Source organism: Pseudomonas sp. K8, assembly GCF_014889455.1.
GTDB lineage: Bacteria > Pseudomonadota > Gammaproteobacteria > Pseudomonadales > Pseudomonadaceae > Aquipseudomonas > Aquipseudomonas veronii.
On sequence record NZ_VJWO01000034.1, the window covers coordinates 16,800 to 41,803 of the forward strand.

At 59.0% G+C, this 25,004-nt stretch carries 24 protein-coding genes and 1 pseudogene; 10 read left to right on the forward strand and 15 right to left on the reverse strand.

Features of this window, described 5'->3' with window-relative positions:
• Nucleotides 1-35: 35 nt before the first annotated feature.
• Both INT12_RS20990 and INT12_RS20995 read left to right on the forward strand, forming a co-directional pair.
• The gene (locus tag INT12_RS20990) at nucleotides 36-1,148 is read left to right on the forward strand and encodes an alkene reductase (RefSeq protein ID WP_193040715.1); all 1,113 of its coding nucleotides are present in this window, start codon (nucleotides 36-38) and stop codon (nucleotides 1,146-1,148) included.
• A 52-nt stretch (nucleotides 1,149-1,200) separates the two neighbouring features.
• Complete coding sequence (locus tag INT12_RS20995; RefSeq protein ID WP_017847594.1) at nucleotides 1,201-2,343, forward strand: FAD binding domain-containing protein; 1,143 nt, start codon at nucleotides 1,201-1,203, stop codon at nucleotides 2,341-2,343.
• 167 nt (nucleotides 2,344-2,510) lie between these two features.
• Here the strand turns inward: INT12_RS20995 and INT12_RS21000 are convergent, their stop codons facing one another.
• The 3 genes and pseudogenes from INT12_RS21000 to INT12_RS32050 all read right to left on the reverse strand — a co-directional run bounded on the left by INT12_RS21000 (nucleotide 2,511) and on the right by INT12_RS32050 (nucleotide 4,252).
• A complete protein-coding gene (locus INT12_RS21000; protein WP_017847593.1) occupies nucleotides 2,511-2,780 on the reverse strand; it encodes a DUF2790 domain-containing protein in 270 nt (89 codons plus the stop codon).
• A gap of 405 nt (nucleotides 2,781-3,185) precedes the next feature.
• Nucleotides 3,186-3,929, reverse strand: a pseudogene (locus INT12_RS32045) (amidohydrolase family protein).
• On the reverse strand, nucleotides 3,815-4,252 hold the full coding sequence (locus INT12_RS32050) for a hypothetical protein (protein ID WP_226926265.1): 438 nt from the start codon (nucleotides 4,250-4,252) through the stop codon (nucleotides 3,815-3,817). The pseudogene INT12_RS32045 and the gene INT12_RS32050 overlap by 115 nt, the downstream one beginning before the upstream one ends.
• Nucleotides 4,253-4,437: 185 nt before the next feature.
• On the opposite strand from INT12_RS32050, the gene INT12_RS21010 reads away from it, so the two are divergent.
• The gene (locus INT12_RS21010; RefSeq protein ID WP_046382743.1) at nucleotides 4,438-5,337 is read left to right on the forward strand and encodes a LysR family transcriptional regulator; all 900 of its coding nucleotides are present in this window, start codon (nucleotides 4,438-4,440) and stop codon (nucleotides 5,335-5,337) included.
• 248 nt (nucleotides 5,338-5,585) lie between these two features.
• Here INT12_RS21010 and INT12_RS21015 read toward each other — a convergent pair whose 3' ends face one another.
• The 11 genes from INT12_RS21015 to INT12_RS21065 form a co-directional block, all read right to left on the reverse strand.
• On the reverse strand, nucleotides 5,586-6,161 hold the full coding sequence (locus tag INT12_RS21015) for a hypothetical protein (RefSeq protein ID WP_104902788.1): 576 nt from the start codon (nucleotides 6,159-6,161) through the stop codon (nucleotides 5,586-5,588).
• Between the two features lie 56 nt (nucleotides 6,162-6,217).
• Entirely contained in the window at nucleotides 6,218-6,919 is a 702-nt protein-coding gene (locus tag INT12_RS21020) for a hypothetical protein (protein ID WP_193041034.1), read from the reverse strand.
• A gap of 104 nt (nucleotides 6,920-7,023) precedes the next feature.
• Nucleotides 7,024-7,785, reverse strand: a complete 762-nt coding sequence (gene pstB / locus INT12_RS21025; protein ID WP_017847588.1) for a phosphate ABC transporter ATP-binding protein PstB — start codon at nucleotides 7,783-7,785, stop codon at nucleotides 7,024-7,026.
• A gap of 76 nt (nucleotides 7,786-7,861) precedes the next feature.
• The gene (pstA, locus tag INT12_RS21030; protein ID WP_026140105.1) at nucleotides 7,862-8,755 is read right to left on the reverse strand and encodes a phosphate ABC transporter permease PstA; all 894 of its coding nucleotides are present in this window, start codon (nucleotides 8,753-8,755) and stop codon (nucleotides 7,862-7,864) included.
• Complete coding sequence (gene pstC / locus INT12_RS21035; RefSeq protein ID WP_026140104.1) at nucleotides 8,755-9,720, reverse strand: phosphate ABC transporter permease subunit PstC; 966 nt, start codon at nucleotides 9,718-9,720, stop codon at nucleotides 8,755-8,757. Before pstC ends, pstA begins: the two co-directional genes overlap by 1 nt.
• A 74-nt stretch (nucleotides 9,721-9,794) precedes the next feature.
• Complete coding sequence (gene pstS, locus INT12_RS21040; RefSeq protein ID WP_026140103.1) at nucleotides 9,795-10,826, reverse strand: phosphate ABC transporter substrate-binding protein PstS; 1,032 nt, start codon at nucleotides 10,824-10,826, stop codon at nucleotides 9,795-9,797.
• A 255-nt stretch (nucleotides 10,827-11,081) separates the two neighbouring features.
• The gene (locus INT12_RS21045) at nucleotides 11,082-12,638 is read right to left on the reverse strand and encodes a methyl-accepting chemotaxis protein (RefSeq protein WP_017847584.1); all 1,557 of its coding nucleotides are present in this window, start codon (nucleotides 12,636-12,638) and stop codon (nucleotides 11,082-11,084) included.
• A 352-nt stretch (nucleotides 12,639-12,990) separates the two neighbouring features.
• Nucleotides 12,991-13,173 carry a hypothetical protein gene (locus tag INT12_RS21050; protein WP_017847583.1) on the reverse strand — a complete coding sequence of 61 codons (183 nt, stop codon included), beginning with the start codon at nucleotides 13,171-13,173 and terminating at the stop codon, nucleotides 12,991-12,993.
• Nucleotides 13,174-13,619: 446 nt separating this feature from the next.
• The gene (locus INT12_RS21055) at nucleotides 13,620-14,426 is read right to left on the reverse strand and encodes a sulfite exporter TauE/SafE family protein (RefSeq protein ID WP_017847582.1); all 807 of its coding nucleotides are present in this window, start codon (nucleotides 14,424-14,426) and stop codon (nucleotides 13,620-13,622) included.
• A 28-nt stretch (nucleotides 14,427-14,454) separates the two neighbouring features.
• Entirely contained in the window at nucleotides 14,455-16,125 is a 1,671-nt protein-coding gene (locus INT12_RS21060) for a bifunctional protein tyrosine phosphatase family protein/NAD(P)/FAD-dependent oxidoreductase (protein ID WP_193058992.1), read from the reverse strand.
• A gap of 53 nt (nucleotides 16,126-16,178) precedes the next feature.
• A complete protein-coding gene (locus INT12_RS21065) occupies nucleotides 16,179-17,057 on the reverse strand; it encodes an MBL fold metallo-hydrolase (RefSeq protein ID WP_017847580.1) in 879 nt (292 codons plus the stop codon).
• A gap of 241 nt (nucleotides 17,058-17,298) precedes the next feature.
• On the opposite strand from INT12_RS21065, the gene INT12_RS21070 reads away from it, so the two are divergent.
• The 7 genes from INT12_RS21070 (at nucleotide 17,299) to INT12_RS21100 (ending at nucleotide 24,665) form a co-directional block, all read left to right on the forward strand.
• Nucleotides 17,299-18,636 carry a sigma-54 interaction domain-containing protein gene (locus tag INT12_RS21070; protein ID WP_193039997.1) on the forward strand — a complete coding sequence of 446 codons (1,338 nt, stop codon included), beginning with the start codon at nucleotides 17,299-17,301 and terminating at the stop codon, nucleotides 18,634-18,636.
• 159 nt (nucleotides 18,637-18,795) lie between these two features.
• A complete protein-coding gene (gene cydP / locus INT12_RS21075) occupies nucleotides 18,796-18,972 on the forward strand; it encodes a cytochrome oxidase putative small subunit CydP (protein ID WP_017847578.1) in 177 nt (58 codons plus the stop codon).
• Nucleotides 18,969-20,540, forward strand: a complete 1,572-nt coding sequence (locus tag INT12_RS21080) for a cytochrome ubiquinol oxidase subunit I (protein ID WP_102618328.1) — start codon at nucleotides 18,969-18,971, stop codon at nucleotides 20,538-20,540. The genes cydP and INT12_RS21080 overlap by 4 nt, the downstream gene beginning before the upstream one ends.
• A complete protein-coding gene (gene cydB, locus INT12_RS21085) occupies nucleotides 20,533-21,669 on the forward strand; it encodes a cytochrome d ubiquinol oxidase subunit II (RefSeq protein ID WP_017847576.1) in 1,137 nt (378 codons plus the stop codon). Before INT12_RS21080 ends, cydB begins: the two co-directional genes overlap by 8 nt.
• Nucleotides 21,670-21,691: 22 nt before the next feature.
• The gene (cydX, locus tag INT12_RS21090; protein WP_017847575.1) at nucleotides 21,692-21,814 is read left to right on the forward strand and encodes a cytochrome bd-I oxidase subunit CydX; all 123 of its coding nucleotides are present in this window, start codon (nucleotides 21,692-21,694) and stop codon (nucleotides 21,812-21,814) included.
• Entirely contained in the window at nucleotides 21,811-22,098 is a 288-nt protein-coding gene (locus INT12_RS21095; protein WP_017847574.1) for a cyd operon YbgE family protein, read from the forward strand. Before cydX ends, INT12_RS21095 begins: the two co-directional genes overlap by 4 nt.
• A 176-nt stretch (nucleotides 22,099-22,274) precedes the next feature.
• Nucleotides 22,275-24,665: a TonB-dependent receptor gene (locus tag INT12_RS21100; RefSeq protein ID WP_193039996.1), complete on the forward strand. Its 2,391-nt coding sequence runs from the start codon at nucleotides 22,275-22,277 to the stop codon at nucleotides 24,663-24,665.
• A gap of 60 nt (nucleotides 24,666-24,725) precedes the next feature.
• On the opposite strand, the gene INT12_RS21105 is transcribed toward INT12_RS21100, so the two are convergent.
• Entirely contained in the window at nucleotides 24,726-24,992 is a 267-nt protein-coding gene (locus INT12_RS21105) for a hypothetical protein (RefSeq protein ID WP_193058993.1), read from the reverse strand.
• Between the last annotated feature and the right edge of the window lie 12 nt (nucleotides 24,993-25,004).

The window sequence follows — 25,004 nt, forward strand, 5'->3', positions numbered from 1 at the left end:
CGGTTTTTCAATCCCTATCCATTCAGGACATCATCATGACTCATCACTTGTTCAGCCCTCTCAAACTCGGCCAATTCACCCTCGATCACCGCGTCGTCATGGCGCCTCTGACTCGCTCGCGAGCGGGGCAACCTGGCAACGTACCGACATCGATGAACGTTGAGTACTACCGTCAGCGTGCCAGTGCTGCATTGATCATTACCGAGGCTACACAGATTTCGCAGCAGGGCCAGGGTTACGCCTGGACGCCCGGCATCCATAGCGACGAGCAGATTCAGGGCTGGAAGGCTGTCAGCGAGGCCGTACACGCAGAAGGCGGGCGCATTTTCCTGCAGCTCTGGCATGTGGGGCGAGTGTCGCACCCGGTGTTCCAGCCTAACGGCGGCTTGCCGGTGGCACCGACCGCGCAGCCAGTGCCCGGCAAGACCTTCATCCTGAATGAAGAGGGCGAGGGCGTATGGGGTGATGTACCTGTCCCTCAGGCGCTGGACATTCCTGGGATCGAAGCGATCGTTGGCGACTTCCGAAGGGCCGCTCGCAACGCGATTCTGGCCGGTATGGATGGTGTGGAAATTCACGCGGGCAATGGCTACCTGCTCGACCAATTCATCAACAGCGCCAGCAATCAGCGAAGTGATCGCTACGGGGGAAGTATCGAAAACCGTGCGCGGTTGCTGCTTGAAGTCGTGGAAGCCGTGACCGCGGAAGTAGGTGCCGAACGCGTTGCTGTCCGCCTGACACCGATGGGACGTTTCATGGGAATGGGCGATGACACCCCGGAACAAACCTTTGGCTACATCGCATCCCGGCTCAATCACTGGCATCTCGCTTACCTGCACCTGGTAGAACCGATGATGGTCGGCACAGTGCTCGATGACAGTAACGATCCACGCTGGGACGCGATCATCAAGCAACTGCGTACTGACTTCCACGGCGTTCTGATGTTGGCGGGTGGCTACTCCGGCGAAACGGCCGAACAGGCCATTGCGCAGGGCCGTGCAGACCTCATTGCGTTTGGTCGCCCGTTCATTGCCAACCCCGACTTACCGGCTCGCTTGCGTGGTCGCAACGAACTCAACGTGGCTGACGGCAACAGCTTTTTTGGCGGCGACGCCAAGGGGTACATCGACTATCCGGTGTTGGCATAACGCAACGGTAAACCGCAGCTGCGGGAATCACCCTGCAACGAGGAGAAAGGTAATGAAGAGTTCAGGCGTTCCAAAGGCCTTGGTCATTGGTGGTTCCCTGGGCGGGCTGTTCGCCGCCACGGCGTTACGCGCGATTGGTTGGCAGGTCGATATTTACGAGCGATCCCCTGCGGCGATGGATAGTCGTGGCGGGGGCATCGTTCTGCAAGCGGACGTCCTGCACCATTTTCGTTATGCGGGCATTCATCCGGCAGGTGCGCTCGGCGTCCGCTCCCACGATCGTCTCTATCTGGATCGAGAGGGTAGCGTCGTGCATAAAGAGCCGATGCCGCAAACCCAGACGTCCTGGAACACACTGTACAGCTCATTATTTTCTGCATTTGCTGCTGAGCATTATCACCGTGGCAAGACGTTGGTGGATCTGACTCAGAATGAACATCGGGTGACTGCGATTTTTGCCGACGGCAGCACTGCCGAGGCAGACCTGCTGATTGGCGCTGATGGCTCGGGTTCAACCGTGCGAAGCGTGGTGTTGCCTGGAACAGTACCCAGCTATTCGGGGTATGTGGTGTGGCGCGGGCTGGTCGATGAAGAGCAACTTCCAGACTTCGCCAAAATGCAGCTTTACGAGGACTTTGTTTTTCAACAAGACCCTGAATCGCTGATGCTGGAATACATGGTGCCGAGCGTGAATGGCTCCGTTAATCCGGGCGAGCGTCGGTTCAATTGGCTGTGGTATCTGAAAGCTGCGCAAGGGGCGGAACTGGACGCTGTGCTCACTGACAGCGATGGCCGTCGGCGTAGTCACTCCATTCCACCCGGAGCCTTGGCCACTGGGCAGGATGCTTACATACGGGGAATGGGGGAGCGGCAGGCGAACCCGGCTTTTCGGGAACTGATTCGCCAGACCCAAGATATTTTTGTGCAAGCGATCCTTGATCTCAAAGTTCCTCAGATGGTGTTTGGCCGTGTGCTGTTGACTGGCGATGCCGCTTTTGTGCCGCGTCCTCATACCGCCGGAAGCACGGCCAAGGCAGCCCGCAATGCACTGGCCCTGGCGCAAACAATCGACGACATCGGCGACCTCGATAAAGCCCTGCTTGCCTGGCAGCAACAACAACTTGCAGAAGGCATGCGTATGGCGGATTGGGGGGTGAGTATGGGCAATCGGATTATGGGGATCGCCCAAGCCTGATGGAGCGGCTCACATCGGACTTATTGGCGAGAGCCTTGCGTTGGCGGGATGAAAGTGGGCTGTGATCGTTGGGCTGTTGCAGTCTTTCTAGACTGAATATAAAAAGAGGAGATTAGCTTCAGATCGAAGCGGTCTCCTCTTTTTTAGCACCTGTAAACTTTGAAGTTTTAACCATTCTGGCAAGCGCCACCGAGTATTTTGTATTGCAGGTCGTGCGTTATACCCTTGTGATCCACATACACCATGTGCGCGTCCACTGGGCCACAAGCGTTGTTTGTGTCCTCGGCTGTAGTGATGTCGATGACCTTGGCGATATCCAGGTGTTCGGAATAATTGTACCGCTCAGGTTCAGGGGCAGAGGCATTGTTGTTGGCGCCATCATGGGCTGAAGCGTATACGCTAAACATCATGAGTGAGGCGAGCATTGCATATTTCATCAGGGTGTCTTCCAGTAAGAATGAGAGAGGGAACAAAATCTCTTTGTTTGCTTCTGGAGCTGATTATGCTGTCGCCAGGTTGTTTGTAGAAATGCTCAGGCGGGATACTGATTATTACCGAAAATGATGTTTATCCATGTTTGTCTACAGATGGGCCAATATAATTTGAGGGGTGTAGTGCTTGCTGTCGGCAATGCGGGTCGGTTGGTTTTTTATAGTCTTTTGACTGATTTATTTAAAGCTGTATGGGCCCATGGTTATGATTGATCAGTATTTGTTTATTCGGTTCGATCATCTTGGCTGGGGTCCCGAGCGAACGGCAGAGACGATCTGGTGAAGTCTTGAACGGTTCGCAAAAAAAGGCCGGTCAGGCCGGCCAAAGGGAAATCGAGAGTTTCGCCAACGCTATACGGGGAGTTTCAGGATTCTGGCCGCGTTGGCGCCGAGTACTGCCGCTTTCTCGCGCGGGCCCAAGCCTACGCTTTCGACAAAACGCACCGGCTGTTCATAGCCCATGTCGAAGCAGTAGTCGCTGCCCAGGACCAGATGGTCGATACCGACGTTGGCGATCAAATAGTCCAGCACCGGCCCGGAGTGCGACACGGTGTCGTAGCTGAATCGCGTCAAGTAGCTGCTCGGCTTCTGGGCCAGGCGTCGTGTCTCAGGGCGTGAGGTCTACCCGGCATCGAGACGTCCCACGAGTATTGGCAAAGCCCCACCGGCGTGAGGCAATGACACATGCAGTTGAGGGTATTGATCCAATACTCCGCCGAGGATCAGGTGTGACGCCGCGATAGCTGTATCGAACGGGTTGCCCAGCAAGTTGCTCAAGTAGTAGTTGCTCAGACGGTTGCCGCCGACCGTTTGTTGCGGGTGCAGGAATACTGGGAGTCCGAGCTGTTCTATACGGGCAAAGACGGGCGCGAAGCGCGGATTGTCCAGGTCCAGGCCGTTGATGTTTGTGCCCATGTACACCCCACGAACCCCAGGCAATTCGGCGGCGCGTTCCAGCTCGGCGATGGCATCGTCAGCCTCTAGCATCGGCAACGTGGCCAGCACCACAAAACGTTGTGGATGTTGGCGATGGACCATCGACGCAGCATCGTTCCAGGCACGTGCAGGCGGGCATTGAGTTGTCGATCTGCCCAGTACACCATTGGCACGCTAAGGGACAGCGCCTGTACGTCGACGCCGGAATGGTCCATATCGAGCAAACGCGCCTGCACGTCGATGAATTTCAACGGCAATGGCCCCAATCCTCCGGCCGGGGTGGAGAAGCTGAAAGTAGTCTCCTGGCGGGTATAACTTGCACCGAACGTTTTGCCCTCACTTCCCAGGAGGTGTAAGAACTCTTCAGGGTAGTAATGTGCATGGATGTCCACCGATCGCACCGGGACATCGGCACCTTTCTTGATCGGTGCCGCCGAGGCGGGTGATAAACGGGTCAGAGCGACCGGTTCTCGCCGTGGCATGTACCCGCTTCGAGACGCCGCTCTATTAATCGATCGATTATTTGATCAAATCTGATTATCATCCGATCAATAGGGAGATCGCAAGCCTCCTTAATCAATCAGGCCATTGAGCACAGCCATGCAAGACTCCCATTGCCTGGTCATGCACAGTCGCTACTTTTACCTTTCGATCTCGGAATCTGTGCATGGACAAGTTGCTGGCGCTGAAAATGTTTGTCGAAACGGTGCGCTGTGGGGGTTACTCATCTGCGGCGCGTAAGCTCGGCATCTCCACATCGTCTGTGACACGGCAGGTCGCGGGGCTGGAAAGTGAGTTGGGCGCCAGCCTGCTCAACCGCACCACGCGCAATACGAGCGTCACGGTGGCGGGGCAGCACTATTTCGATAAAGTCGTGGCGATCCTTGAGGCCATCGATGGCGCGGATGCCGTCGTTGCCGACCGTGGCAGCGAAGCTCAGGGGCGTTTGCGGGTCAGTGTCCCGGTGGAATTCGGCCGGCGAATCATCGCCCCGCACTTGGGGCGGTTGCTTGAACGCCATCCCGGTCTGGAAATCAGTCTCTCGCTGAGCGACGAGGTCAGTGACCTGCTCAGCGAACAAATCGATGTGTCAGTACGTCTTGGTTCATCGGTTGTCAGTGATGACATCGTCAGCAAGCGGCTGGGCTATTTCCAGCGTTGGGTGGTGGCGAGTCCCGAATACCTGACACGAACCGGACTGCCGCGACACCCTCGCGACTTGCTCGAGCACCCGTGCTTGCGTTTCGATTACCATACGGGCCACCACGACTGGACATTCCTGGGCGATGAGGACGTCATCCGCGTGAATGTGCAGGGACGGCTGCAAAGCAACAATGCCGACATTCTGCGCGAGGCTGCCTTGGCCGGTGGCGGGGTGACGCTATTGGCCGATTGGCTGGTACGTGAGGACGTCAGTGCAGGTCGGCTGACGCGGGTGCTGGAGCAATATGAAGTCAACCCAGGCAGTGCAAGCACCTGCATCAATGCGCTGTATCTGCCCAACCACCGTGGTTCCAGCCGCATCAGTGTATTCATCGCGTTTCTTCAGGAAATACTCGCGCCCTAAGCACGTCCTGCGTATCAGGCAAGATCGCGTTGCGCGTCGCTTTTGATCGAATTGACTGCCAGCCAATACCAGCGCTGCGTGCGAATACCCTCTTCCTCACCCGCAGGCCCACAACGTGTCCGGTTAGATCGGACACGATCCTGGGTAAAGGCAATGGAGCGATTTCGATGAACACACAAGAGAATGTCCAGACGGTGAAGTTTTTTTTGCAGCCATGGGCCGCGGTGAGAAGCCAGGGTTACTAAAAATCACGAGGGCACAATTTCCGAGCATTGTTGTGCTGGCTTCTTGTTCCTGAACGGTTGTTGCCAAGCGAGCTGTGCTTTGACTTCCGCCACGGCATCGAGGACTTTCTGTGCCCAGCGCTCATCCTCCGGATGCACGACAACAACGCGAAAACCGTGATCACGCCCTTCAGTCCGCACGCCTTCGGAATCGTCGACATGTAAGTCGATATCGAATGCCGGCGGAAATTTCGAGGGCGCGTTCGACAGGCCATGCACCGTCAGGGCACGGTTATGCAGCATGCTGTTGACCACACCGTCGACGCGGATGCCGTACAGCAATAGCCAACGCCTGATGTAGGACGGAGTGCGACCGGACGAGGTGTAGACCCAGATACTGCAGCCCTGGCGACGTAACTCTTGGGTCAGGGAGCGTGTGCCGATACGCAGTGGTTCACCCAGCCAACGGTGCACACAGGCCGGCAGCCGGCTTGGCTCGACTGCGCAGTGGTGGAGTTGGCAGGCCAGGGTGTCATCGATATCGAACGAAATGCGTATGCGCTGACGCCTGAATACGTGCATCGGGACGGCGCGCCGCATGGCGTGCCATACCCGGCTGCCGGAAGCTCGGCATTTAGCGAGCGTGGGATACCGGCTCATCGATGACCCTCCTGTAAAAGGGGCGAGGCCTTGTCGTTGAGAAGAAATTTCATTGAATCAGATGCCTGATCTTCCAGGAAGGCTGCATACTTTTTCTTGATCTTGGGCAATTCATACAACGCCTTGACGCCATGCTTGGCGGAGTTGCGTATGACCGATGACGGGTTAAAGTAGCCCTCGGCGTTTTTCAGCGTCAGCACGAATGGAGGCAGACCTGCGCGCATGAGCAAATAGCTGACGATGAGCGACCCACTGCGGTTATTGCCTTCAATAAACAACTGCGGCTTGCTGAGGATTCGCACGTAGACACCGGCTGCACGTTTCCAGACGGATTCGCTGCGATACGCACAGTACCAATTGAACAAGTCTTTTATCCCCCCCTCGACGTTGTTGAAGAAGTGTTCCTCGGTCGCCGCCAGATGTTGAGCGTATTCCCGTCGGCGTACCGGGTCCCGACCACAGAGCACGGTGGCGTTGATCTCCAGCATCAGGTTCAGTTGCTGAAGGTCGAACAGGTCTACGCCGCTTGCGACATAGCTGTCAATCAACGCATAACCTTCAAGTACATTGTGCAGCACTTCGTCAGTCAAGGGGTCGCGCGGCTCGGTAAAGTGCCTGCTGAGCTCGGAAAAGCGGCTCTGCACCTCGCGTAGCGCGCGTTCGATTGCAGGTAAATCAAGACGACGGGGTGCAGGCATTGGCAATCCTGGGAAACGGTAGATAAGCAGGTAAAACGACCGGATGCCCGCTAAAGCACCTTTGGCACTATAGCGGTATGCGGTCTTGACTGGACGTTTGCTGTTTAGCTGAACTTGCCGCTGATGTAATCCCCGGTCATTTGTTCGCGCGGGTTATCGAAAATCTGCGCCGTTGGGCCCATCTCAACCAAATAACCGGTGCGCGTGCCCTGGGAAATATCAACCGAGAAAAACGCCGTCGTGTCCGCAACACGGATGGCTTGCTGCATATTGTGGGTGACCAGGGCGATGGTGTAATCCTTCTTCAGCTCAACCATCAACTCCTCGACCCGGCGCGTCGCGATCGGGTCGAGTGCCGAACAGGGCTCATCCAGCAACAGCACTTCAGGTTCGGTCGCGATGGCGCGAGCGATACAAAGCCGTTGTTGCTGGCCGCCGGAGAGTGACAGGCCGCTGACCTTGAGCTTGTCCTTGACCTCATCCCACAGCGCCGCGCCTTGCAGGGCGTGCTTTACACGGTCTCCCAGGTCGCCTTTGTAGCGATTGAGGCGCAGGCCAAACGCAACGTTGTCGAAAATGCTCATCGAAAATGGGTTCGGCTGCTGAAAAACCATACCGATGTAACGCCGCACGACCACCGGGTCAACGCCCTTGCCATAGACGTCTTGCCCAAGGAAATGCACGTGCCCTTCAAACCGAAAGCCTTTCACCAGATCGTTCATCCGATTGAGGCTACGCAGCACGGTACTTTTGCCGCAGCCAGAAGGGCCGATGAAACCGGTGATCTTGTTTTTTTCGATCGGCACATGGCTGTCACGTACCGCCATGAAGTTGCCGTAGAAAATTTTGTCCAGCTTGCAGTCCATGACGACAGGCGCCTGGGTGACAAACGGAGCGGCTATTTGCGCAGTTGATACGTTCAAAATTCAGATGCTCCCGTTCTCAATACTTGGGCTTGCCGAAAATGCGGCTGACAATATTCACGACCAATACGATCATCACCAGCACCAGCGAGGCTGCCCATGCGAGCTCGAGTTGGTTGTCGAAGGGCATACCGGAGAAGTTGTAAATCAGCACGGCAAGCGATGCCGTCGGATTCATGACTGCCAGGCTGCCGTCGTGAAAAATCCAGTAGTTGCTGAACAGCGCGGTAAACAACAACGGCGCGGTTTCGCCCGCGGCGCGGGCCACGGCGAGCATGACGCCCGTCAGGATTGCCGGCATGCCGGTAGGCAATACGATTTTCCAGATGACCTGCGAGCGGGTACAGCCCATGCCGTAGGCCGCATCCTTCATGATTTTAGGCACCATCCTCATCGACTCTTCAGCCGTCAGCACGACGATGGGCAACATCAGTACCGCCAGTGCCACGCCACCCGCCGGTGCTGAATAGGTACCGGTGGTCATCACCACCAGCGCGTAGGCAAACACCCCGGCCAGAATGGATGGCAGGCCCGTAAGCATCTTGGCGGCAAAGCGCGCGGCGTTTGCCAGCTTGCTGTCTGGCCCCAGTTCAGCCAGAAAAATGGCCGCCATGATGCCGACCGGCACTGCGATTGCCGCCGCGATACCGACCATGACGAAGGTGCCTGCCATCGCGTTGCCGAAGCCACCGCCGGTCTCGAAACCGGTTGGCGGCAGTTCGGTGAATACCTCCAGGCTCAGGCGTGCCCCTCCGCGCGTGATCAGCATGTAGAGCACGGAAATCAGCGGCACGCTGGCCAGTAGAGCACCACCCCAGACCAGTGTGGTCAACACCAGGCTGCGCAGGGCGCGGCCTTCAAACTTGCGCTGCAGGCTTGGTAAAGCGGCTGTAGAGGAAGTGATGTCAGTCATCATTTAGTACCACGTTGGGCATAGACCATGATCATGGAACCGATGATGTTCACCAGGAGCGTGATAAACATCAGTACCAGTGCGGCGTACATCAATACTTCGATTTCGTTCGGCCCGGCTTCGGGGAAGTTCAGCGCCAACAAGGCCGCTAGCGTATTGGCCGGGGCAAACAGAGAAAGCGAGATGTTGTTCGCGTTGCCCACCAGCATGGCCAGCGCCATGGTTTCCCCCAGCGCGCGACCCAGGCCGAGGACCAGGGAGCCGAAAATACCGGTGGCAGCGGATGGCACCATCACCTTCAGAATCGCTTCCCAATGGGTCGTCCCCATGCCGTAGGCGGCTTGCTTGGTTTTCATCGGGACACCGGTGAGGGCGTCCTGCGACACGGCCGCAATGGTCGGCAGAATCATGATGGCCAGTACCAACGCCGCAGGAAGCAGCCCCGGCCCGCTCAAGGTCGTGCCAAAAAAAGGTATCCAGCCCAGTTCGCTGTTCAGCCACGCCGTAAGCGGGCGAATCGTCGGGATCACCACGTAAATCCCCCACAGGCCATAAACGACGCTGGGGATGGCCGCGAGTAATTCGACGATGGTTCGAAACACGGCTGCCAGCTTCGCCGGCAGGAAATCCTGGGTCAGGAAAATCGCCATGCTGACGCCGAAAAAGCCTGCGATCAGCAGTGCGATCAGGGCGCTGTAGAGCGTGCCCCAAATGGCCGGCAAAATGCCGTACTTGCCTTGGTTAACGTCCCAGACGCTGCCGAGAAGTACATCAAAACCGTGCTTTTCCATGCCTGGAAGGGCCTTGCGTCCCACCTCGAATACCAAGGCGAAGACCAACGCCAGAATCAGAATCACCCCTATTCGTGCGAGCGCACGGAAGGTGCGATCAACCAGGAAATCCTTTGCAGAGGGTGGTTGGCAGGCAGAATCCTGGTTAACCGGTACGACAAAAGGTGTGCTCATAGGCTAACTCCGGAACAAGGGGGAAACGCTCCCGGTATGGCTGAACGCGCATACCGAGAGAGGCCTCACGTGCGTTACTGGATGTTGGCGGACGCTTTGCGAACCTCATCCACAACCGATTTCGGCAGCGGGATGTAACCCATCGAGTCGGCGATTTTCTGCCCTTCGGTCAGGCTGTATTCGACCATTTCGCGCATCGCCTTGGCCTTGGCCGGGTTCTCGTTGTGCTTGCGGAAGATCATCCAGGTGTAGGACGTGATCGGGTAGGACTTGGCGCCGTCCGGATCCGGCAGCCAGGCCACCAGGCTTTCCGGCATTTTCACAGCCGCGAGGGCCTCGGCACCGCTTTCTGCGTTAGGGACAACGTACTTGCCGGCCTTGTTCTGCAGTTGGGCAAAGTCAACCTTGGCCAGCTTGGCGAAACCGTATTCGATATAGCCGATAGCGCCCGGAGTCTGGCGCACGGTCGCTGTCACACCATCGTTCTTCGGCGATTTGATGAATTTGTCGCTGGCAGGCCAGTTGACAGTGTTGCCTTCACCCAAATCTTTCTGGAACTGTGGGTTGATCGTCGCCAGATGCTTTGTGAATACCGCAGTGGTACCACTGGAGTCTGCACGCACGACAACGGTGATCGGCATATCAGGCAGTTTCAGGCCCGGGTTGGCAGCAACGATTTTCGGGTCGTTCCACTTGGTGATCTTGCCCAAGAAGATGTTGGAGTAAACGTCGCGTGGCAATTTAAGTTCTTTAGGATTGCCCGGCAGGTTAAAAGCCAACACGATTTCACCTGCCGTCATCGGCAGCAACTGCACGCCTTCGGCAACCTTGGCGATATCTTCGTCTTTCATTGCCGAGTCACTGGCGGCGAAATCGACGGTTTTGTTCAGGAAGTCCTGCACACCGGCGCCACTGCCCTTGGATTGATAATCCACAGTGACACCTGCGGTTTTCTTACTGAAATCCTTGAACCAGGTCAGGTAGATCGGTGCCGGGAAACTAGCGCCTGAGCCGCTCAGACGAACGCTTTCCTCAGCAAAAGCCATGGAACTTGCACAAAGAGAAACCGCAACGGCGAGTGCAGCAGACTTCATCAAATTTTTCATCGAAGGAACTCATTGTGATAACGGGCTCCCGAACTCTGCAGCACTTTCGTTAAGCTTTTATGAAAGTTGAATGGCGGGTCGCGCCAATCGCGCCAGGCGCTAGGGCCTGGCCGTTGTGCATTAGGTGGTCTAGCCTTGTTTCGCCCTTTGCTTTTTGGGGGAGGGGCTGAGGGGGCAAAGTCTGGGCCTTGCCCGCTCCTGACAGACGATCAGAAAGGGGAGTGATGGCCTCTGGCAAAGCCCAGGCCGCCGCACCTAGACCTTGAAACGCTCCACCAGCCGTTCCAGCTCATGTCCCAGCCGCGCCAGCTCGTTACTCGACGCGGCGGTTTCCTCGCAGGTGTTGGCCGTCTGGTCGGAGATGTCGCGAACGTTGATCACGCTGCGATTGATCTCCTCGGTGACGGCGCTTTGCTCTTCCGCCGCCGTCGCAATCTGCTGATTCATGGCCTGAATGATCGAGACCTTGCTGGTGATGTTCTCCAGCGCGCTGACGGCACGGTGAGTGCATTCCACGCTGCTTTCGCTCAGCAGCAGGCTGCTTTCCATGCCCGAGGCCACGGCTTGGGTGCCGCTTTGCACACCGGCGACCAGGCTCTCGATTTCTTCGGTGGAGCTTTGGGTGCGCAGGGCGAGGTTGCGCACTTCGTCGGCCACCACCGCAAAACCACGGCCGGCCTCTCCGGCGCGGGCGGCTTCAATCGCGGCGTTCAGCGCCAGCAGGTTGGTTTGCTGGGCGACGGCTTTGATCACATCCAGGACACCGCCGATTTTATCGCTCTGTTCCTGGAGGTAGCGCACAGCGTCTGCCGACTGGTTGAGTTCTGTCGCCAGGCGCTGGATCTGCTCGATGGCTTCACCCACGATCTGCTCGCCCTCGCTGGCTTGCTGATCGGCGGCCGACGCGGCGACGGAAGCTTCCTCGGCGTTGCGTGCGACGTTGTGGACGGTGGCAGTCATCTCGTTCATTGCGGTGGCGACATGATCCGTTTCGGCTTTCTGGGTGCTGATCCCCGAATTCGTTTGCTCGGTCACCGCCGACAGTTGTTCGGCCGCGCTGGCAACCTGAATGACGCCGGATCGAATGCCATCGATCAGCTCATGAAGGTTGAGCATCATCTGCTGAAGGCCCGACTGCAGTTGGCCCAGCTCATCGCGCCGGGTCACCGTCACATGCTCGGTCAAATCGCCCCGGGCAATGCGGTTCACCGCCTGGAGTGTGTGTTGCAGTGGATTGACGATTTGCCGTGTGATCACCCATGCGGCGAGCGCGCCCAGCAGCAGCGCCAGGGTCGCGACGAGGCTCAGCGAGGCCTTGGCGGACGCGGCATCGGTATCGCGTTTGGTGTTTTGCGATTCAATCAGCTTTTGTGTGGTGTCGAGCAACACGTCGCCCAACTGGCCCATCCGTTTAAACAAGGGCGCCTGGTCAATGTTGGGGGTGGCCAATTCATGCAGCAGTTGCCCGTACCCTTTGACTGCATTTTCCTGCTGTTGAATCAGGTTTTGATCCTGTGGGTCGACGAACGTATCCCCGATACTGTCCAAGTGGGCTGCGAGGCGATCCAGGGTTTGCTGCAGCGGTTGATAGGCATCCGGTTGGGTGCTCGTACCGATGCGTAGGCGAATGATTCGCAAGTCTTTGGTGTAATCGCTGACCTGAGCAATTTCCTCAACCTTGAGCCCGCGGTCGGTCAATGTCACCACTGCGTACCAGCCGGTCGCGGCCAGCAACAACGCAAGCCCCAGTACCAGGCCGAATCCCAAACTTAATTTAGCACTGACTCGGATATTGCTGATCCAGCCGAACATATGGACTCCAGTGAGTAACTCAGGTTGATTGATCCTCTATCACCTGAATGTCGACCATCCCTCCCAATGCTTTAGCACTAGTGTGACGGTCAGGCTGATCCAGATGGCAAATCGGGCCATGTATGAAAAATATCAGGATGCGAGGGAGATTGATTGGCGGTGCGACTGAAAGGATACAGCTCCACGTCTGTCGGGCGTTGGCGGAGTTGTCGGCTATTCAACTAAGGTGGCTTTTTCGACACGCGTAGTGCGGCTTTGTACTTTAGTCGAATATTCAGCTGGCCCGAGTTCTGGCGGGCGCTGTTTTCGGCGCGCGAACGACCGAAAAGAGTGCAGGGCCGTACTGATAAGTCTAAATCTTGATCGCTTTTTTCAGATAGGAAAACAGCTGGTCCTGGCAGGCCCTGTATTGATTTTCAAGGTGTTCGACTTCCCACATGCGAGCCAGCCATACCTCATCACAGGCCGCTTCCAAATGATTGACAGTTGTCATCCAGGCGGTTTGGGCGTTAGCCGTCGCTTGGAGTAATTGCAACAGCTCCTCATTTATCGGAAGGGTATTCGGTGAAGAGGGGATGGGCGACATTCAAAGTACCGGGAATCAATTTTAATAGTGGATGGTTTTTCTATTACACACTATAAAACGCTGTCCGCGAAAGGCAGTATTCGACTAATGGCTAACGGGTGAGGCGGTAAAGTTCAATTCCTTTGGGGCGCATATTCATGCGATTTATAATGTTGCGCGCGCACTTATAGTATTTTCTCGGATTAAGCCAGTGATTCGATTCAGTCGGTAAGTTGGATATTATTTAGCCTTTATCTAATAACGTGCCGCGCGGGTACTTGTATCTTGGCGGCCCGGGTGATCAACGGTTGCCACGATGGCCCGCGAATGCCCACGCCTGCCAGGCACGACCGAAGCGTGACGTTGAACCCTGACAGGCGTGTTTCACGCACGCCTGGAAAGTCGGGAATCCGCGCTCACGATCCAAGCGCTTTGACCAGCAGGGCCACCGCCACCAGCATCGACACGGCGGCAAATCCGCGTTGCAAGTGCGGGCCTGCCAGCCGCGCCGCGATCAGGCGCCCGCCGGCCATTCCAAACAAGGCGCCCACGGAGAACGGCAGGGCCACGGCCCACTGCAAATGCCCGGCCGCCGAGCTGGCGGCCACGCCGGCCATCGACACCAGCGCAATCACCGCCAGAGACGTCGCCAGCACCGACTGCGCGGTCAAATTGGTGTAGCGCTGCAGCGCCGGCACCATCACAAAGCCGCCACCCACGCCGAGCAACCCCGAAAGCCCGCCCGCGATCACGCCCGACACCGTGAGCGCCCAGGCGCACGGCGCCGTCCAGTTCAGCTTGCCGCGTTGGGCGTCCAATACGCAGGGCGGCGGTTTGGTCGCGACGGCGGCCTTCGACGCCGGGGACGGCGGCAACGACCGTTTGAATACCCGGAACGCCACGTACATCAGCACGCAGGCAAACAGGATCGTCAACGGACGATTCGGCGTGCGCTGCGCCAACCACAAGCCCAGGGGCGAGCAGATGATCCCGGCGGTGGCGATCAATAGCGCCGCTTTGTAGCGGACGGTGCCGTTTTTCAGGCCCATTACCGCGCCCAGCGTCGCGGCCAGGCCCACCGCCAACAACCCGATGGGCCCGGCCTCGGCCATGCTCAAGCCCGCCCCAAACACCAGCAGCGGCACCGCGAGTATGCCGCCGCCGGCGCCGGTCAGGGCCAGAATCACGCCGACTGTCAGCCCGAGCAGTAAGACGATGATCATCTCAGTCTCCTTGCGTTCAGCGCTGATTTCATTGGTCGGTCAACTCGGGTTTCGCCAGCCATTCGCGGCCCTTGAGCATACCCTTCCAATACAGCGGCGGAAGAATCCGCTCTTTGAGCAGCCACGCCAGCCGGGAAGGGCGGGTGCCGTCGATCAGCCATGACGGGAAGCTGGGGGCGACCTTGCCGCCATAGGTGAACTCCGCCAGGACGATCTTGCCGCGCTCCACCGTCAGCGGGCAGGAGCCGTAACCGTCGTACTGCGCGCAGCCGTTGGCCTTGCCCATGGCCGCCAGCACGTTATGCGCCACCACCGGCGCCTGCTTGCGCGCGGCGGCCGCGGTCTTGGCGTTGCTCGTGTTGGCCGCGTCGCCCAGCGCATGGATATTGGCAAAGGTTTTGTGACGCAGCGTGGCGGGGTCGACATCGATCCAGCCGGCCGCGTCAGCCAACGGGCTGACCCGAATGAAGTCCGGCGCGACCTGCGGTGGCACCACATGCAGCAAATCAAACTCACGGGTCAGCACACGGGGGCTGCCATCCGGGTTCACGCCGCTGAACGTGGCCGTCCGCGCCGGGCCATCGACGCGGGTGAGGGTGTTGCCGAAATTCAGGTCGATGCCGTAAGCGGTGACGTATTCCATCAGCGCGGGCACATAGTCGGGAACCCCGAACAGCACCGCGCCGGCGCTGTAGAACTCGATCTCGACGGCATCCAGCACACCGCTGCGTTTCCAGTGGTCGGCCGATAAGTACATGGCTTTTTGCGGCGCCCCGGCGCATTTGATCGGCATCGGCGGCTGCGTGAAAATCGCCCGGCCACCCCGCAGTTGCTGGACCTTTTCCCAGGTATAAGGCGCCAGGTGATACAGGTAATTGGAGGTCACGCCATTGCGGCCCAGGGTCTCCGACAACCCCTCGATGGCATGCCAATCGAGCTTCAGGCCGGGGCACACAATCAGTTGCTCGTATTTGACGACCCGGCAGCCATCCAGAATCACCGCATTTCGCTCAGGTTCGAAAGCCGCCACCGCCGCCTTGATCCAATGCACTCCGCGGGGCAGGGTGGTGCCCATGGTGTGCGCCGTTTGGCGCGCATCGAACACACCACCGCCGACCAGCGTCCAGCCGGGCTGGTAGTAATGCACATCGGCCGGGTCGACGATCGCAATGTCGAGCCCCGGCGCGCGGGCCAGCAGGCTGGAGGCGGTGGCGATACCCGCCGCGCCGGCGCCGATGATGACCACGGTATGTTGTGCTTCGGCCACTTCGACCGGCGTGCGGCCCTGGTTCGCGATCCGCCGGATCACGCCTTTCATATCGAAGCCGGCTTTTTTGGCGCTTTCGACGATGTGCGGCAGGTCGTGCTGACCTGCTTGCGACAGCGCCCACATCGTTGTCGAGCGCATCCCGGACCGGCAATAAGCCAACACCGGCTTGGGCAGCGTTTCCAGAAACTCGCCGAAGGCAATTCCCTGCTCGTCGGTGACTTTGCCCGACTCGGCGGGAAGGTAGTGCGCTTCGATGCCGACCGCGTCGGCGGCGCGTTTGATTTCGGCAAACAACGGTTGGTCACTGCCTTCGCCATCAGGGCGGTTGCAGATGACGGCACGAAAGCCGGCGGCTTTCAGTTCGGCCAATTGGCTGGGGAAAATCTGTTCTGATACTGATAAAGCAGGCGCAAGGCGGCGGATATCCATAAGTGTCTCCGTTATGGGTATTTTTCTTATGATTTTTTTAGGGTGGGGGAATGTCAGGCGACGTTGAGTGGAATTTTCAGGTAGCGAATCCCGTTCGATTCAGGCTCGGGCAAATGCCCGGCTCGCATGTTGACCTGGACCGAGGGCAGGATCAGGGTCGGCATGTCCATCGAGGCATCTCGCTTGGTACGCATCGCCACGAACTCCTCCTCACTGATGCCATTACGCACATGCACGTTCTGCTCGCGCTGTTCGGCAACGGTGCTGACAAATTGCACCTCGCGGCCACCCGGCTGGTAGTCGTGGCACATATACAGCAATGTATCCGCCGGCAGGCTCAACACTTTGTTGATTGACTGGAACAGCGTGCGCGCATTGCCGCCGGGGAAGTCACAGCGGGCGGTGCCGTAGTCGGGCATAAACAGCGTGTCGCCGACGAAGGCCGCCGTTTCGCTGCCATCGCTGACGACATAAGTCATGCACGCCGGCGTATGGCCGGGTGTATGCAGTGCGGTGCAATGCAGCGTGCCAATGCTGAACGACTCGTCGTTGACGAACAGGTGATCGAACTGACTGCCATCGCGGGGCATATCGCTACCGGCATTGAACAGCGTACCGAAGACCTTTTGTACCGTCGAAATCTGGCTGCCGATGCCGATCTTCCCGCCGAGCTTTTCTTTCAGGTAGGGCGCGGCGGTCAGGTGGTCGGCGTGGACGTGGGTCTCGAGAATCCACTCGACCTGCGCATTCAGCTCGCTCACCCGCGCGATCAGGCGGTCGGCGGACGTGGTGGCGGTGTGGCCGGATTTAGGGTCGTAATCCAATACGCTGTCGATGATCGCGCAGTGGAGGGTGGTCTCGTCCAGTACCAGATAGCTGACGGTGTTGGTAGCAGAGTCGAAGAAGCCTTCGACGTGAAGTTTGACGCGCATGAACTGTCTCCTTAGGGGGGGCTTTTTTTCGAGCCGCTTAGACTAAGGACTGACATAGCAATAAGTTTGCCAGGCCATGGTTTTGCCGAAATAGCCTAATATCCAATTGATTTTATTGGGCTTTGTGTTTCTGTATAGGGGTATTCAGGCCTGTATCTGGGGGATTCTTCTGCCATTGGCAGTGCCTTGACAGAGGTGGCAGTGCCACAACAGGATGGAAAAATGGATTCCAGGAGCCATGATGAAGACTTTTCTGCCTACCCCAGCCAACGCCGTCCCACACCCGGATCAAGTGCAGTCGCTTGTTTCGTTTCTGGAACACGAACCCAATCCGATGATCGTGCTCGATCCGGACTACAACATCCTGGCAGCCAACACGGCCTATCAGCGCCAGTTCGGCAGCGCTGACAAACCCTTTATCGGCCATAAGTGTTATCAGATCTCACACCATTACGACGTCCCTTGTGACCATGCGGGTGAGAATTGCCCGATGAAGAAGGCCCAGGAAAAGCGCGGGCCGGATCGTGTCTTGCACATCCACCACACGCCTCGGGGGCCTGAGCATGTCGACGTCGAATTACGGCCGATCCTCGACGAAAATGGGGCGATCACCGCTTATGTTGAGCGCCTGACGCTGGTGCGCAGCGCCTCGGCGCGGCCGAGCAACGAAGGGCTGGTCGGCTGTTCACCGGCCTTCAACCTTGCCCTGTCGGAACTGCAGCGGGTGGCGCCGTCCATGCTGCCGGTGCTGCTCCTGGGCGAGTCGGGTACCGGCAAGGAGCTGTTCGCGCGCGCCGTCCATGAAACCAGCGAACGGGCCAGCGGGCCGTTTGTCGTGGTGGATTGCTCGGGCTTGACCGAAACACTCTTTGAGAGCGAGCTGTTCGGCCATGAAAAAGGCGCCTTCACCGGCGCCATCAGCCGCAAGCCCGGCTTGGTCGAAACCGCCCAGGGCGGCACATTGTTCCTGGATGAGATTGGCGATGTGCCGTTGGCCATGCAGGTCAAACTGTTGCGCCTGATCGAATCGGGCACCTATCGCCGGGTCGGCAGTGTCGAGACCTTCCACGCCAATTTCAGGTTGATTGCCGCCACCCACAAGCCGCTGGAAAAAATGATGGAAAAAGGCGAGTTCAGGCAGGACCTGTACTACCGCATCAGCGCCTTCCCCATTCATTTGCCGCCCTTGCGCAACCGGGTAGAAGACATCGCCTTGCTGGTGAATTCATTCCTGCAACGGCGTGGTGCCGGCAAACGTCGACTGACCATCGATGCCGAAGCCCTGGCAGCCCTGCAGCAGTACTCATGGCCAGGCAATGTGCGTGAGTTACGCAACGTCCTGGAAAGGGCGAGCCTGTTCGCTGACGATGGGGTCATCCGCGCCATCCATTTACCCCAGGCCACCGTGGCGCCGCCACCTCAGGCTGCGCCTGCGCCTGCGGCTTCGACGCCGTTCGACGGCAGCACACTGGCGCAGGCCCTGGCCACATTCAAAGGCACCCGCAGTGAACTGGCCAAGCACCTGGGGATCAGCGACCGGACCTTGTACCGGCGCCTGAAGGAACAAGGCCTGGCCTAGCCCTCTACGACTGCCAGTGACTGCCAAGCTGCCAGACTGGCAGCGCATTGACCAGCAGCGGTGCGCCAGGGCTACCGCTAAAAAACCAATAACCAATTGTTTTATAACGATAAAAATAGAAGATCTGGCTTTGGCATGCCCTGTGCTTACTGCATAGACATGACTATTTCCGACAAACGCCTACTACGCCATCTACTCACCGCGGTGCTGATCAAGCTCGTGCTGCTGAGCGTGCTGTGGTGGCTGTTCATCCGGGATTCGCACGTCAGTGTCGACCCGAACATCGTCGGCAACCGTTTCGGTGTACCCACCTCGACTCAAGGGGCAAGCAAGTGATCTCAGAACAACTGGTGGATTTGTCACGGCTGCAGTTCGCAGCTACTGCGCTTTACCACTTTCTATTCGTACCGCTGACGGTTGGCATGGTCTGGCTGCTCGTCATCATGGAAAGCGTCTATGTGATGACCGGGAATGTCATCTGGAAGGACATGACGCGCTTCTGGGGCAAGTTATTCGGCATTAACTTCGCCCTGGGTGTGACAACCGGTATCACCATGGAATTCCAGTTCGGTACCAACTGGGCGTACTACTCCCACTACGTGGGCGACATCTTCGGTGCGCCGCTGGCCATCGAAGGCTTAATGGCGTTCTTCCTCGAATCGACCATGATCGGTCTGTTCTTCTTTGGCTGGGATCGCCTGAAGAAAGAGCACCACTTGCTGGTCACGCTGCTGATGGCCATCGGTACCAACCTGTCGGCGCTGTGGATTCTGATCGCCAATGGCTGGATGCAGAACCCGGTTGGCTCGGAATTCAGCTACATCACCATGCGCATGGAGATGGTCGATTTCTGGGCGGTGGTGTTCAACCCGGTGGCCCAGGCCAAGTTTGTGCACACGGTGTCGGCCGGTTATGTCACCGGTTCGATGTTCGTGCTGTCGATTTCCAGCTGGTACCTGCTCAAGCGTCGTGATGTCGAGTTTGCCAAACGCAGCTTCCGGGTGGCGGCGGCGTTCGGCCTGGCGTCGGTGCTGAGCGTGATCGTGCTGGGGGATGAATCGGGTTACACCGTGGGTGAGGCGCAGCAAACCAAGCTGGCGGCCATGGAAGCCATGTGGGAAACCAAACCCGCGCCGGCGGGCCTGACCTTGCTGGCCAGCATCAACGAAGCCGAGTCCAAGAATAACTGGGAAGTCGATGTGCCCTGGGTGATGGGCCTGATCGGCACACGCTCGATCAGCAAGCAGATCCCAGGCATTCATGACATCAAAGCGAAAAACCGCGCGCGCATCCTGCGTGGCATTACCGCCGTCAATGCGCTTGAAGCCCTGCGGGCCGATCGCACCGATAAGGCGGCGTTCGATACCTTCGAAGAGTACAAAGCGGACCTCGGCTTTGGCCTGCTGCTGAAAAAGTACGTTGAAGACGTCAACCAGGCCACGCCGGAGATCATCGACAAGGCGGTGAACGATACCGTACCGCACGTGACCCCGATGTTCTGGTCGTTCCGGGTCATGGTCGCGATGGGCTTCGCCATGCTGCTGCTGTTCGGTCTGGCTTTCTGGAGCACCTTGCAGTCGGCCTGCACACGCCGCCGCTGGCTGCTGCGTTGGGCCCTGTGCATGCTGCCTGCGCCTTGGCTGGCCTGTGAGTTGGGCTGGTTCGTCGCTGAATATGGCCGTCAACCCTGGACCATCTACGGCGTGCTGCCCACTCACATGAGTGTTTCCACCCTTAGCGTCAATAACATCTATGGCTCGCTGGCAGGATTCGTCGGTTTCTACACCGTGCTGCTGGTGGTTGAAATGTTCCTGATGGTCAAGTTCGCCCGCCAGGGGCCGGGTAGCCTCGGAACCGGCCGTTATGCCCACGATGCCAACATGAAGGAACTCCACCATGTTTGATTACGTCACCCTGAAACTTATCTGGTGGGCACTGGTCGGCGTACTGCTGATCGGCTTCGCCATCATGGACGGCCACGACATGGGCGTCGGCACCTTGCTGCCCTTCGTCGGCCGCTCGGACGTGGAACGCCGCGTCGCGATCAACACCGTGGGGCCGCACTGGGACGGCAACCAGGTGTGGTTCATCACCGCGGGCGGGGCGTTGTTCGCCGCGTGGCCGGTGGTGTACGCCACCGCGTTCAGCGGGTTCTATTGGGCGATGATTCTGGTCCTGTGGGCGCTGTTCTTCCGCCCGGTGGGGTTTGACTATCGCAGCAAGATTCACAATGCCAAATGGCGCAGCACCTGGGACTGGGGCCTGTTCATCGGCGGCGCCGTACCACCGCTGGTGTTCGGCATCGCGTTCGGCAACCTGCTGCAAGGCGTACCGTTCCACTTCAGTAACTTGCTGGTATCGACATACACCGGGAGTTTCTGGCAATTGCTGAACCCCTTCGCCCTGCTGACCGGTGTGGTGAGCAGTGCAATGATCACCCTGCAAGGCGGTACCTACCTGGCGCACCGCACTGAAGGCGTGATCCAGGCTCGCGCCATCAAGGGCGGGGTTGGCGCGGCGCTGGTGCTGATGTGTACATTCGTCATTGCCGGGGTGTGGTTGCAGTCGATCGACGGCTATCGCATTACCTCGGTGGTGGACATCGCCGGGCTGCCGGACATTCTCAACAAGACCGTGGTACGCGAAGCCGGCGCCTGGATGGCCAACTATGGTCATTATCCAGCGCTGTGGCTGCTGCCTGCGCTGGGCCTGGCGGGCGCAGCCGGTGCCGCATTGTTGATGCTGATGCGCCGTACGCTGGCTGCGTTTGTCGCCTCGTCGCTGGCAGTGGTCGGGGTGATCAGCACCGCTGGTGTGTCGATGTTCCCGTTCGTCATGCCGTCGTCGACCGTACCGGCGGCAAGCCTGACCGTGTGGGACAGCGTGGCCAGTCATCTGAGCCTGGCGATCATGTTCTGGGCCACGTTGATCTTCATGCCACTGATCGTGATCTACACCTCGTGGGCCTATCGTGTCATGCGCGGCAAGGTCACCGTGGCACAGATCAAAGCCAACGAACATTCGGCCTACTAACGCCATCAGAGGAGCAAAGACTATGTGGTATTTCGCCTGGATGCTGGGAGTCGGTTTCGCCTTGTTGCTGGCCATATTGAATGCGATGTGGGGCGAGAACGAAGCGGGGCGTGCCCTGAGCGACCGTGAGGAGCCGCGGCCATGATGCCGCGTGTCGCCGAGGCTCCGGCGCCCTCACGCATTCACCCGCTGAGCTTGCTTATCGCGATCGCGATCATGCTGGTGTGTACGCTCTATCCGCCCCTGATGGCCACCCCGGACGGCAAAGCTGATCATGGGCTGGCAATGGCCTTGTTCGCGGCGATGAGTGTGGCCTTTGTGCGGGGCGTGGGGTTCGTGCCGCGTGCGCGCGTGTGGCGCTGGCTGTTCTCGGGCTGGACCTGCTTTGCCGCGCTGGCACTGGCTGGCTGGTTGAAGTTCCTGCACTGAGAACGGACGATCCCGAGGCCACCGTGGCGGCTCTGTGCGGCGCCGGGATCGTCGAGTCAACCTGTCGGTTGATTGAGCCTTAGTGGTTATTTGCTAGAAAAAGCGCGGAAGTCTGTCCCTTTTTTTCACCTCGCCTGTCATTCCAGGTAAGTGAACAAAATCGAGAGCTTCCGCCCATGCCCGCCGTCCGCCCCTTGCTCAAACTGAGCCTGATGCTGAGCCTCAGCGCCAGCCCACTGTTTACCCCGATCAGCTATGCCGAAGACACCGCCATCCGCCGCAGCTACCAAGTGCCGGCCGGTAGCCTGGGTGCCGCGTTGACCCGTTTCGCCGGGTTGTCGGGGGTCAACCTGGCGGTGGACCCGGCGCTGGTCAGTGGCCGCGGTAGCAGTGGTTTATCCGGCGAGTACGCGGTGGAAGAAGGTTTTGCCCGCCTGCTGCAAGGTTCCGGCCTGCAACTGCAGCCGATGGGGGAGCAGGCCTACATGCTGGTGCCGGTGCCGCAGGGCAGCAGCCTGCAACTGGCGCCGACCGCCATCCTCGGGACCCGCAGCGAAGCCGACGGCGATATCTACGCCGGTGGGCAAGTGGCGCGACGCGGTTCGCAGGGCCTGCTGGGCTCGCGGGACTTCATGGACACGCCCTTCAGCATGACCACCTACACCCAGGCGGCAGTGAAGAACCAGCAGGCGCGGACCCTCGGCGACTTGATCGCCAGCGACCCGTCGGTGCGCGCCACCAACCCGGCCGGTGGGCGCTATGAACAGTTCACCATTCGCGGGTTCAGCCTGTTCAACAGTGATGTGGCCTACAACGGCCTGTACGGCGTGTTGCCGACCTACACCATCGACATGGAAATGGCCGACCGCGTCGACATCGTCAAAGGCCCCAGTCAATTGATCAACGGCATCTCGCCGCGCGGCAGTGTGGGCGGCGGGATCAACGTGGTGCCCAAGCGCGCCACCGACAAGGACATCAACTCGTTCACCGGCACCTGGGCCTCCGATAGCCAGGCTGGCGGCGCGGTGGACGTGGGCCGGCGCTTCGGCGAGGACAACAAGTTCGGCCTGCGCTTCAACGGCGTGAAACAGGCTGGCGACACCGAGTGGGACCATCAGCGTGTCGACCGTGAAATGGCCGTGCTGGGCCTGGACTTTCGCGGTGAGCGCCTGCGCCTTTCCAGCGATATCGGCCACACCGAGCGCGACACCAACGCCCCGCAGGAGCGCGTGCAGGTGGCCGCCGCGGCCCCGGTGCCGAGTGCCAGCGATGTACGCCGCAACTACGCGCAATCGTGGAGCAAGGCCAGCACCAACGACACATTCGGCACGCTCAATGCCGAGTTCGACCTCAGCGATAACCTGATGCTCTACGGCGGTGTCGGCGCGCGCAAAAGCAACCACGACTTCCTGCGTCACGCCGTTTCCGTCAGCAACAGTGCAGGGGATTTCAGCGTGCAGCCGCGCGACTTCAGCCGCGATGAAAATGTGCGTACCGCCACGGCAGGCGTGCGCAGCGGGTTCCATACTGGGCCGGTGAGCCATGAGGTCAACCTGGCGGCCAGCTACTTCTACATGGACTTCACCAACGGCGGCGCACGCTATGCGGCGCCGCCGAGCAATCTTTACAACCCGGTGCAAACACCGACGCCGTCCACCGCCATCCGCCAGGATGCGCAGGTATACACCGAGAATAAATTCAGCGGCGTGGCGTTGTCCGACACCCTGGGCTTTTTCGACGATCGCCTGCTGCTGACCCTCGGCGCACGCTGGCAGCGGGTGAAGGTGGATGACTGGACCAACAACGTCAAAGGCGACACCGCCTACGACGAAGAAAAAATCTCGCCGTCCGGCGGCATCCTGTTCAAGGCCACCGACGCGCTGTCGCTGTACGCCAACTACCTGGAAGGCCTGAGCCAGGGCAAGGTCGCGCCTTCCACCTCGGTCAACGAAGATGAAATCTTCCCGCCGTTCATCAGCCGCCAGGTGGAAGTCGGCGCCAAATACGACGCTGGTGCGTTCGCCGTGACCGCCGCGGTGTTCCGCATCAAGCAACCGGCCTATGAAACCAACGGCACCTCGCGGGTGTTCGGCCCCAACGGCAAGCGCCAGAACGACGGCGTGGAACTCAGCCTGTTCGGCGAACCGCTCAAGGGCCTGCGCCTGCTGGGCGGCGTGATGTACATCGACAGCGAATTGACCCACACCACCAACGGCACGTTCGACGGCAACCGCGCCCCGGCCACGCCCAAGTACAACGTCAACCTCGGCGCGGAATGGGACGTGCCACGCCTCGAAGGCCTGACCCTGACCACGCGCGGCATCTACTCCAGCTCGCAATACCTGGACCAGGCCAACGCCAAGGAAATCGACGCCTGGAACCGCATCGACGTGGGCGCGCGGTATGCGTTCAAGGTCGATGACAAACACATCACCCTGCGCGCGAATGTGGAAAACGTCGCCGATAAACGCTACTGGAGCTCGGCGGGTGCGTCGGACGACAGCGAACCGGGGCTGACCTTGTCGACGCCGCGGACTTACCTGTTGTCGGCGACGGTCGACTTCTGACTGGCCGATCGTCTGTGTTTGCTACCGCGCGGCAAACCCAGCGTTCAGCGGCAATGAAGATCAATAACAAGGTTGTTTGAAAGTTTGAGCTTGATGCGCGTCGAGGAAAAACTTCGGCGCCAGGCTCTGATTGGTGAAGTGGCTAATTGCAATTAGCTGAATCCTTGGGTGTCGGCTTGGAGGCTTTAAATCAAGGCTTTCGCGGCTGTTTAAAGGCGGTTGCAGGCTATTCTTTTCAGTTTGTTTCCCCGCTTCAGGAACTAGCGCTGGAACTTCCAGTCGATTAACCCAGTTAACTCCGACTGCGGCGTGGCGAACTAATGGCATTTTATTTTTATA

Excerpts from the sequence above, each read along its gene's own strand:
- INT12_RS20990 (WP_193040715.1), top strand. The coding sequence starts at position 36 with ATGACTCATCACTTGTTCAGCCCTCTCAAACTCGGCCAATTCACCCTC.
- INT12_RS20995 (WP_017847594.1), top strand. The coding sequence starts at position 1,201 with ATGAAGAGTTCAGGCGTTCCAAAGGCCTTGGTCATTGGTGGTTCCCTG.
- INT12_RS21000 (WP_017847593.1), bottom strand. The coding sequence starts at position 2,780 with ATGAAATATGCAATGCTCGCCTCACTCATGATGTTTAGCGTATACGCT.
- INT12_RS32050 (WP_226926265.1), bottom strand. The coding sequence starts at position 4,252 with ATGCCACGGCGAGAACCGGTCGCTCTGACCCGTTTATCACCCGCCTCG.
- INT12_RS21010 (WP_046382743.1), top strand. The coding sequence starts at position 4,438 with ATGGACAAGTTGCTGGCGCTGAAAATGTTTGTCGAAACGGTGCGCTGT.
- INT12_RS21015 (WP_104902788.1), bottom strand. The coding sequence starts at position 6,161 with ATGCGGCGCGCCGTCCCGATGCACGTATTCAGGCGTCAGCGCATACGC.
- INT12_RS21020 (WP_193041034.1), bottom strand. The coding sequence starts at position 6,919 with ATGCCTGCACCCCGTCGTCTTGATTTACCTGCAATCGAACGCGCGCTA.
- pstB (WP_017847588.1), bottom strand. The coding sequence starts at position 7,785 with ATGGACTGCAAGCTGGACAAAATTTTCTACGGCAACTTCATGGCGGTA.
- pstA (WP_026140105.1), bottom strand. The coding sequence starts at position 8,755 with ATGACTGACATCACTTCCTCTACAGCCGCTTTACCAAGCCTGCAGCGC.
- pstC (WP_026140104.1), bottom strand. The coding sequence starts at position 9,720 with ATGAGCACACCTTTTGTCGTACCGGTTAACCAGGATTCTGCCTGCCAA.
- pstS (WP_026140103.1), bottom strand. The coding sequence starts at position 10,826 with ATGAAAAATTTGATGAAGTCTGCTGCACTCGCCGTTGCGGTTTCTCTT.
- INT12_RS21045 (WP_017847584.1), bottom strand. The coding sequence starts at position 12,638 with ATGTTCGGCTGGATCAGCAATATCCGAGTCAGTGCTAAATTAAGTTTG.
- INT12_RS21055 (WP_017847582.1), bottom strand. The coding sequence starts at position 14,426 with ATGATCATCGTCTTACTGCTCGGGCTGACAGTCGGCGTGATTCTGGCC.
- INT12_RS21060 (WP_193058992.1), bottom strand. The coding sequence starts at position 16,125 with ATGGATATCCGCCGCCTTGCGCCTGCTTTATCAGTATCAGAACAGATT.
- INT12_RS21065 (WP_017847580.1), bottom strand. The coding sequence starts at position 17,057 with ATGCGCGTCAAACTTCACGTCGAAGGCTTCTTCGACTCTGCTACCAAC.
- INT12_RS21070 (WP_193039997.1), top strand. The coding sequence starts at position 17,299 with ATGAAGACTTTTCTGCCTACCCCAGCCAACGCCGTCCCACACCCGGAT.
- cydP (WP_017847578.1), top strand. The coding sequence starts at position 18,796 with ATGACTATTTCCGACAAACGCCTACTACGCCATCTACTCACCGCGGTG.
- cydB (WP_017847576.1), top strand. The coding sequence starts at position 20,533 with ATGTTTGATTACGTCACCCTGAAACTTATCTGGTGGGCACTGGTCGGC.
- cydX (WP_017847575.1), top strand. The coding sequence starts at position 21,692 with ATGTGGTATTTCGCCTGGATGCTGGGAGTCGGTTTCGCCTTGTTGCTG.
- INT12_RS21095 (WP_017847574.1), top strand. The coding sequence starts at position 21,811 with ATGATGCCGCGTGTCGCCGAGGCTCCGGCGCCCTCACGCATTCACCCG.
- INT12_RS21100 (WP_193039996.1), top strand. The coding sequence starts at position 22,275 with ATGCCCGCCGTCCGCCCCTTGCTCAAACTGAGCCTGATGCTGAGCCTC.
- INT12_RS21105 (WP_193058993.1), bottom strand. The coding sequence starts at position 24,992 with ATGCCATTAGTTCGCCACGCCGCAGTCGGAGTTAACTGGGTTAATCGA.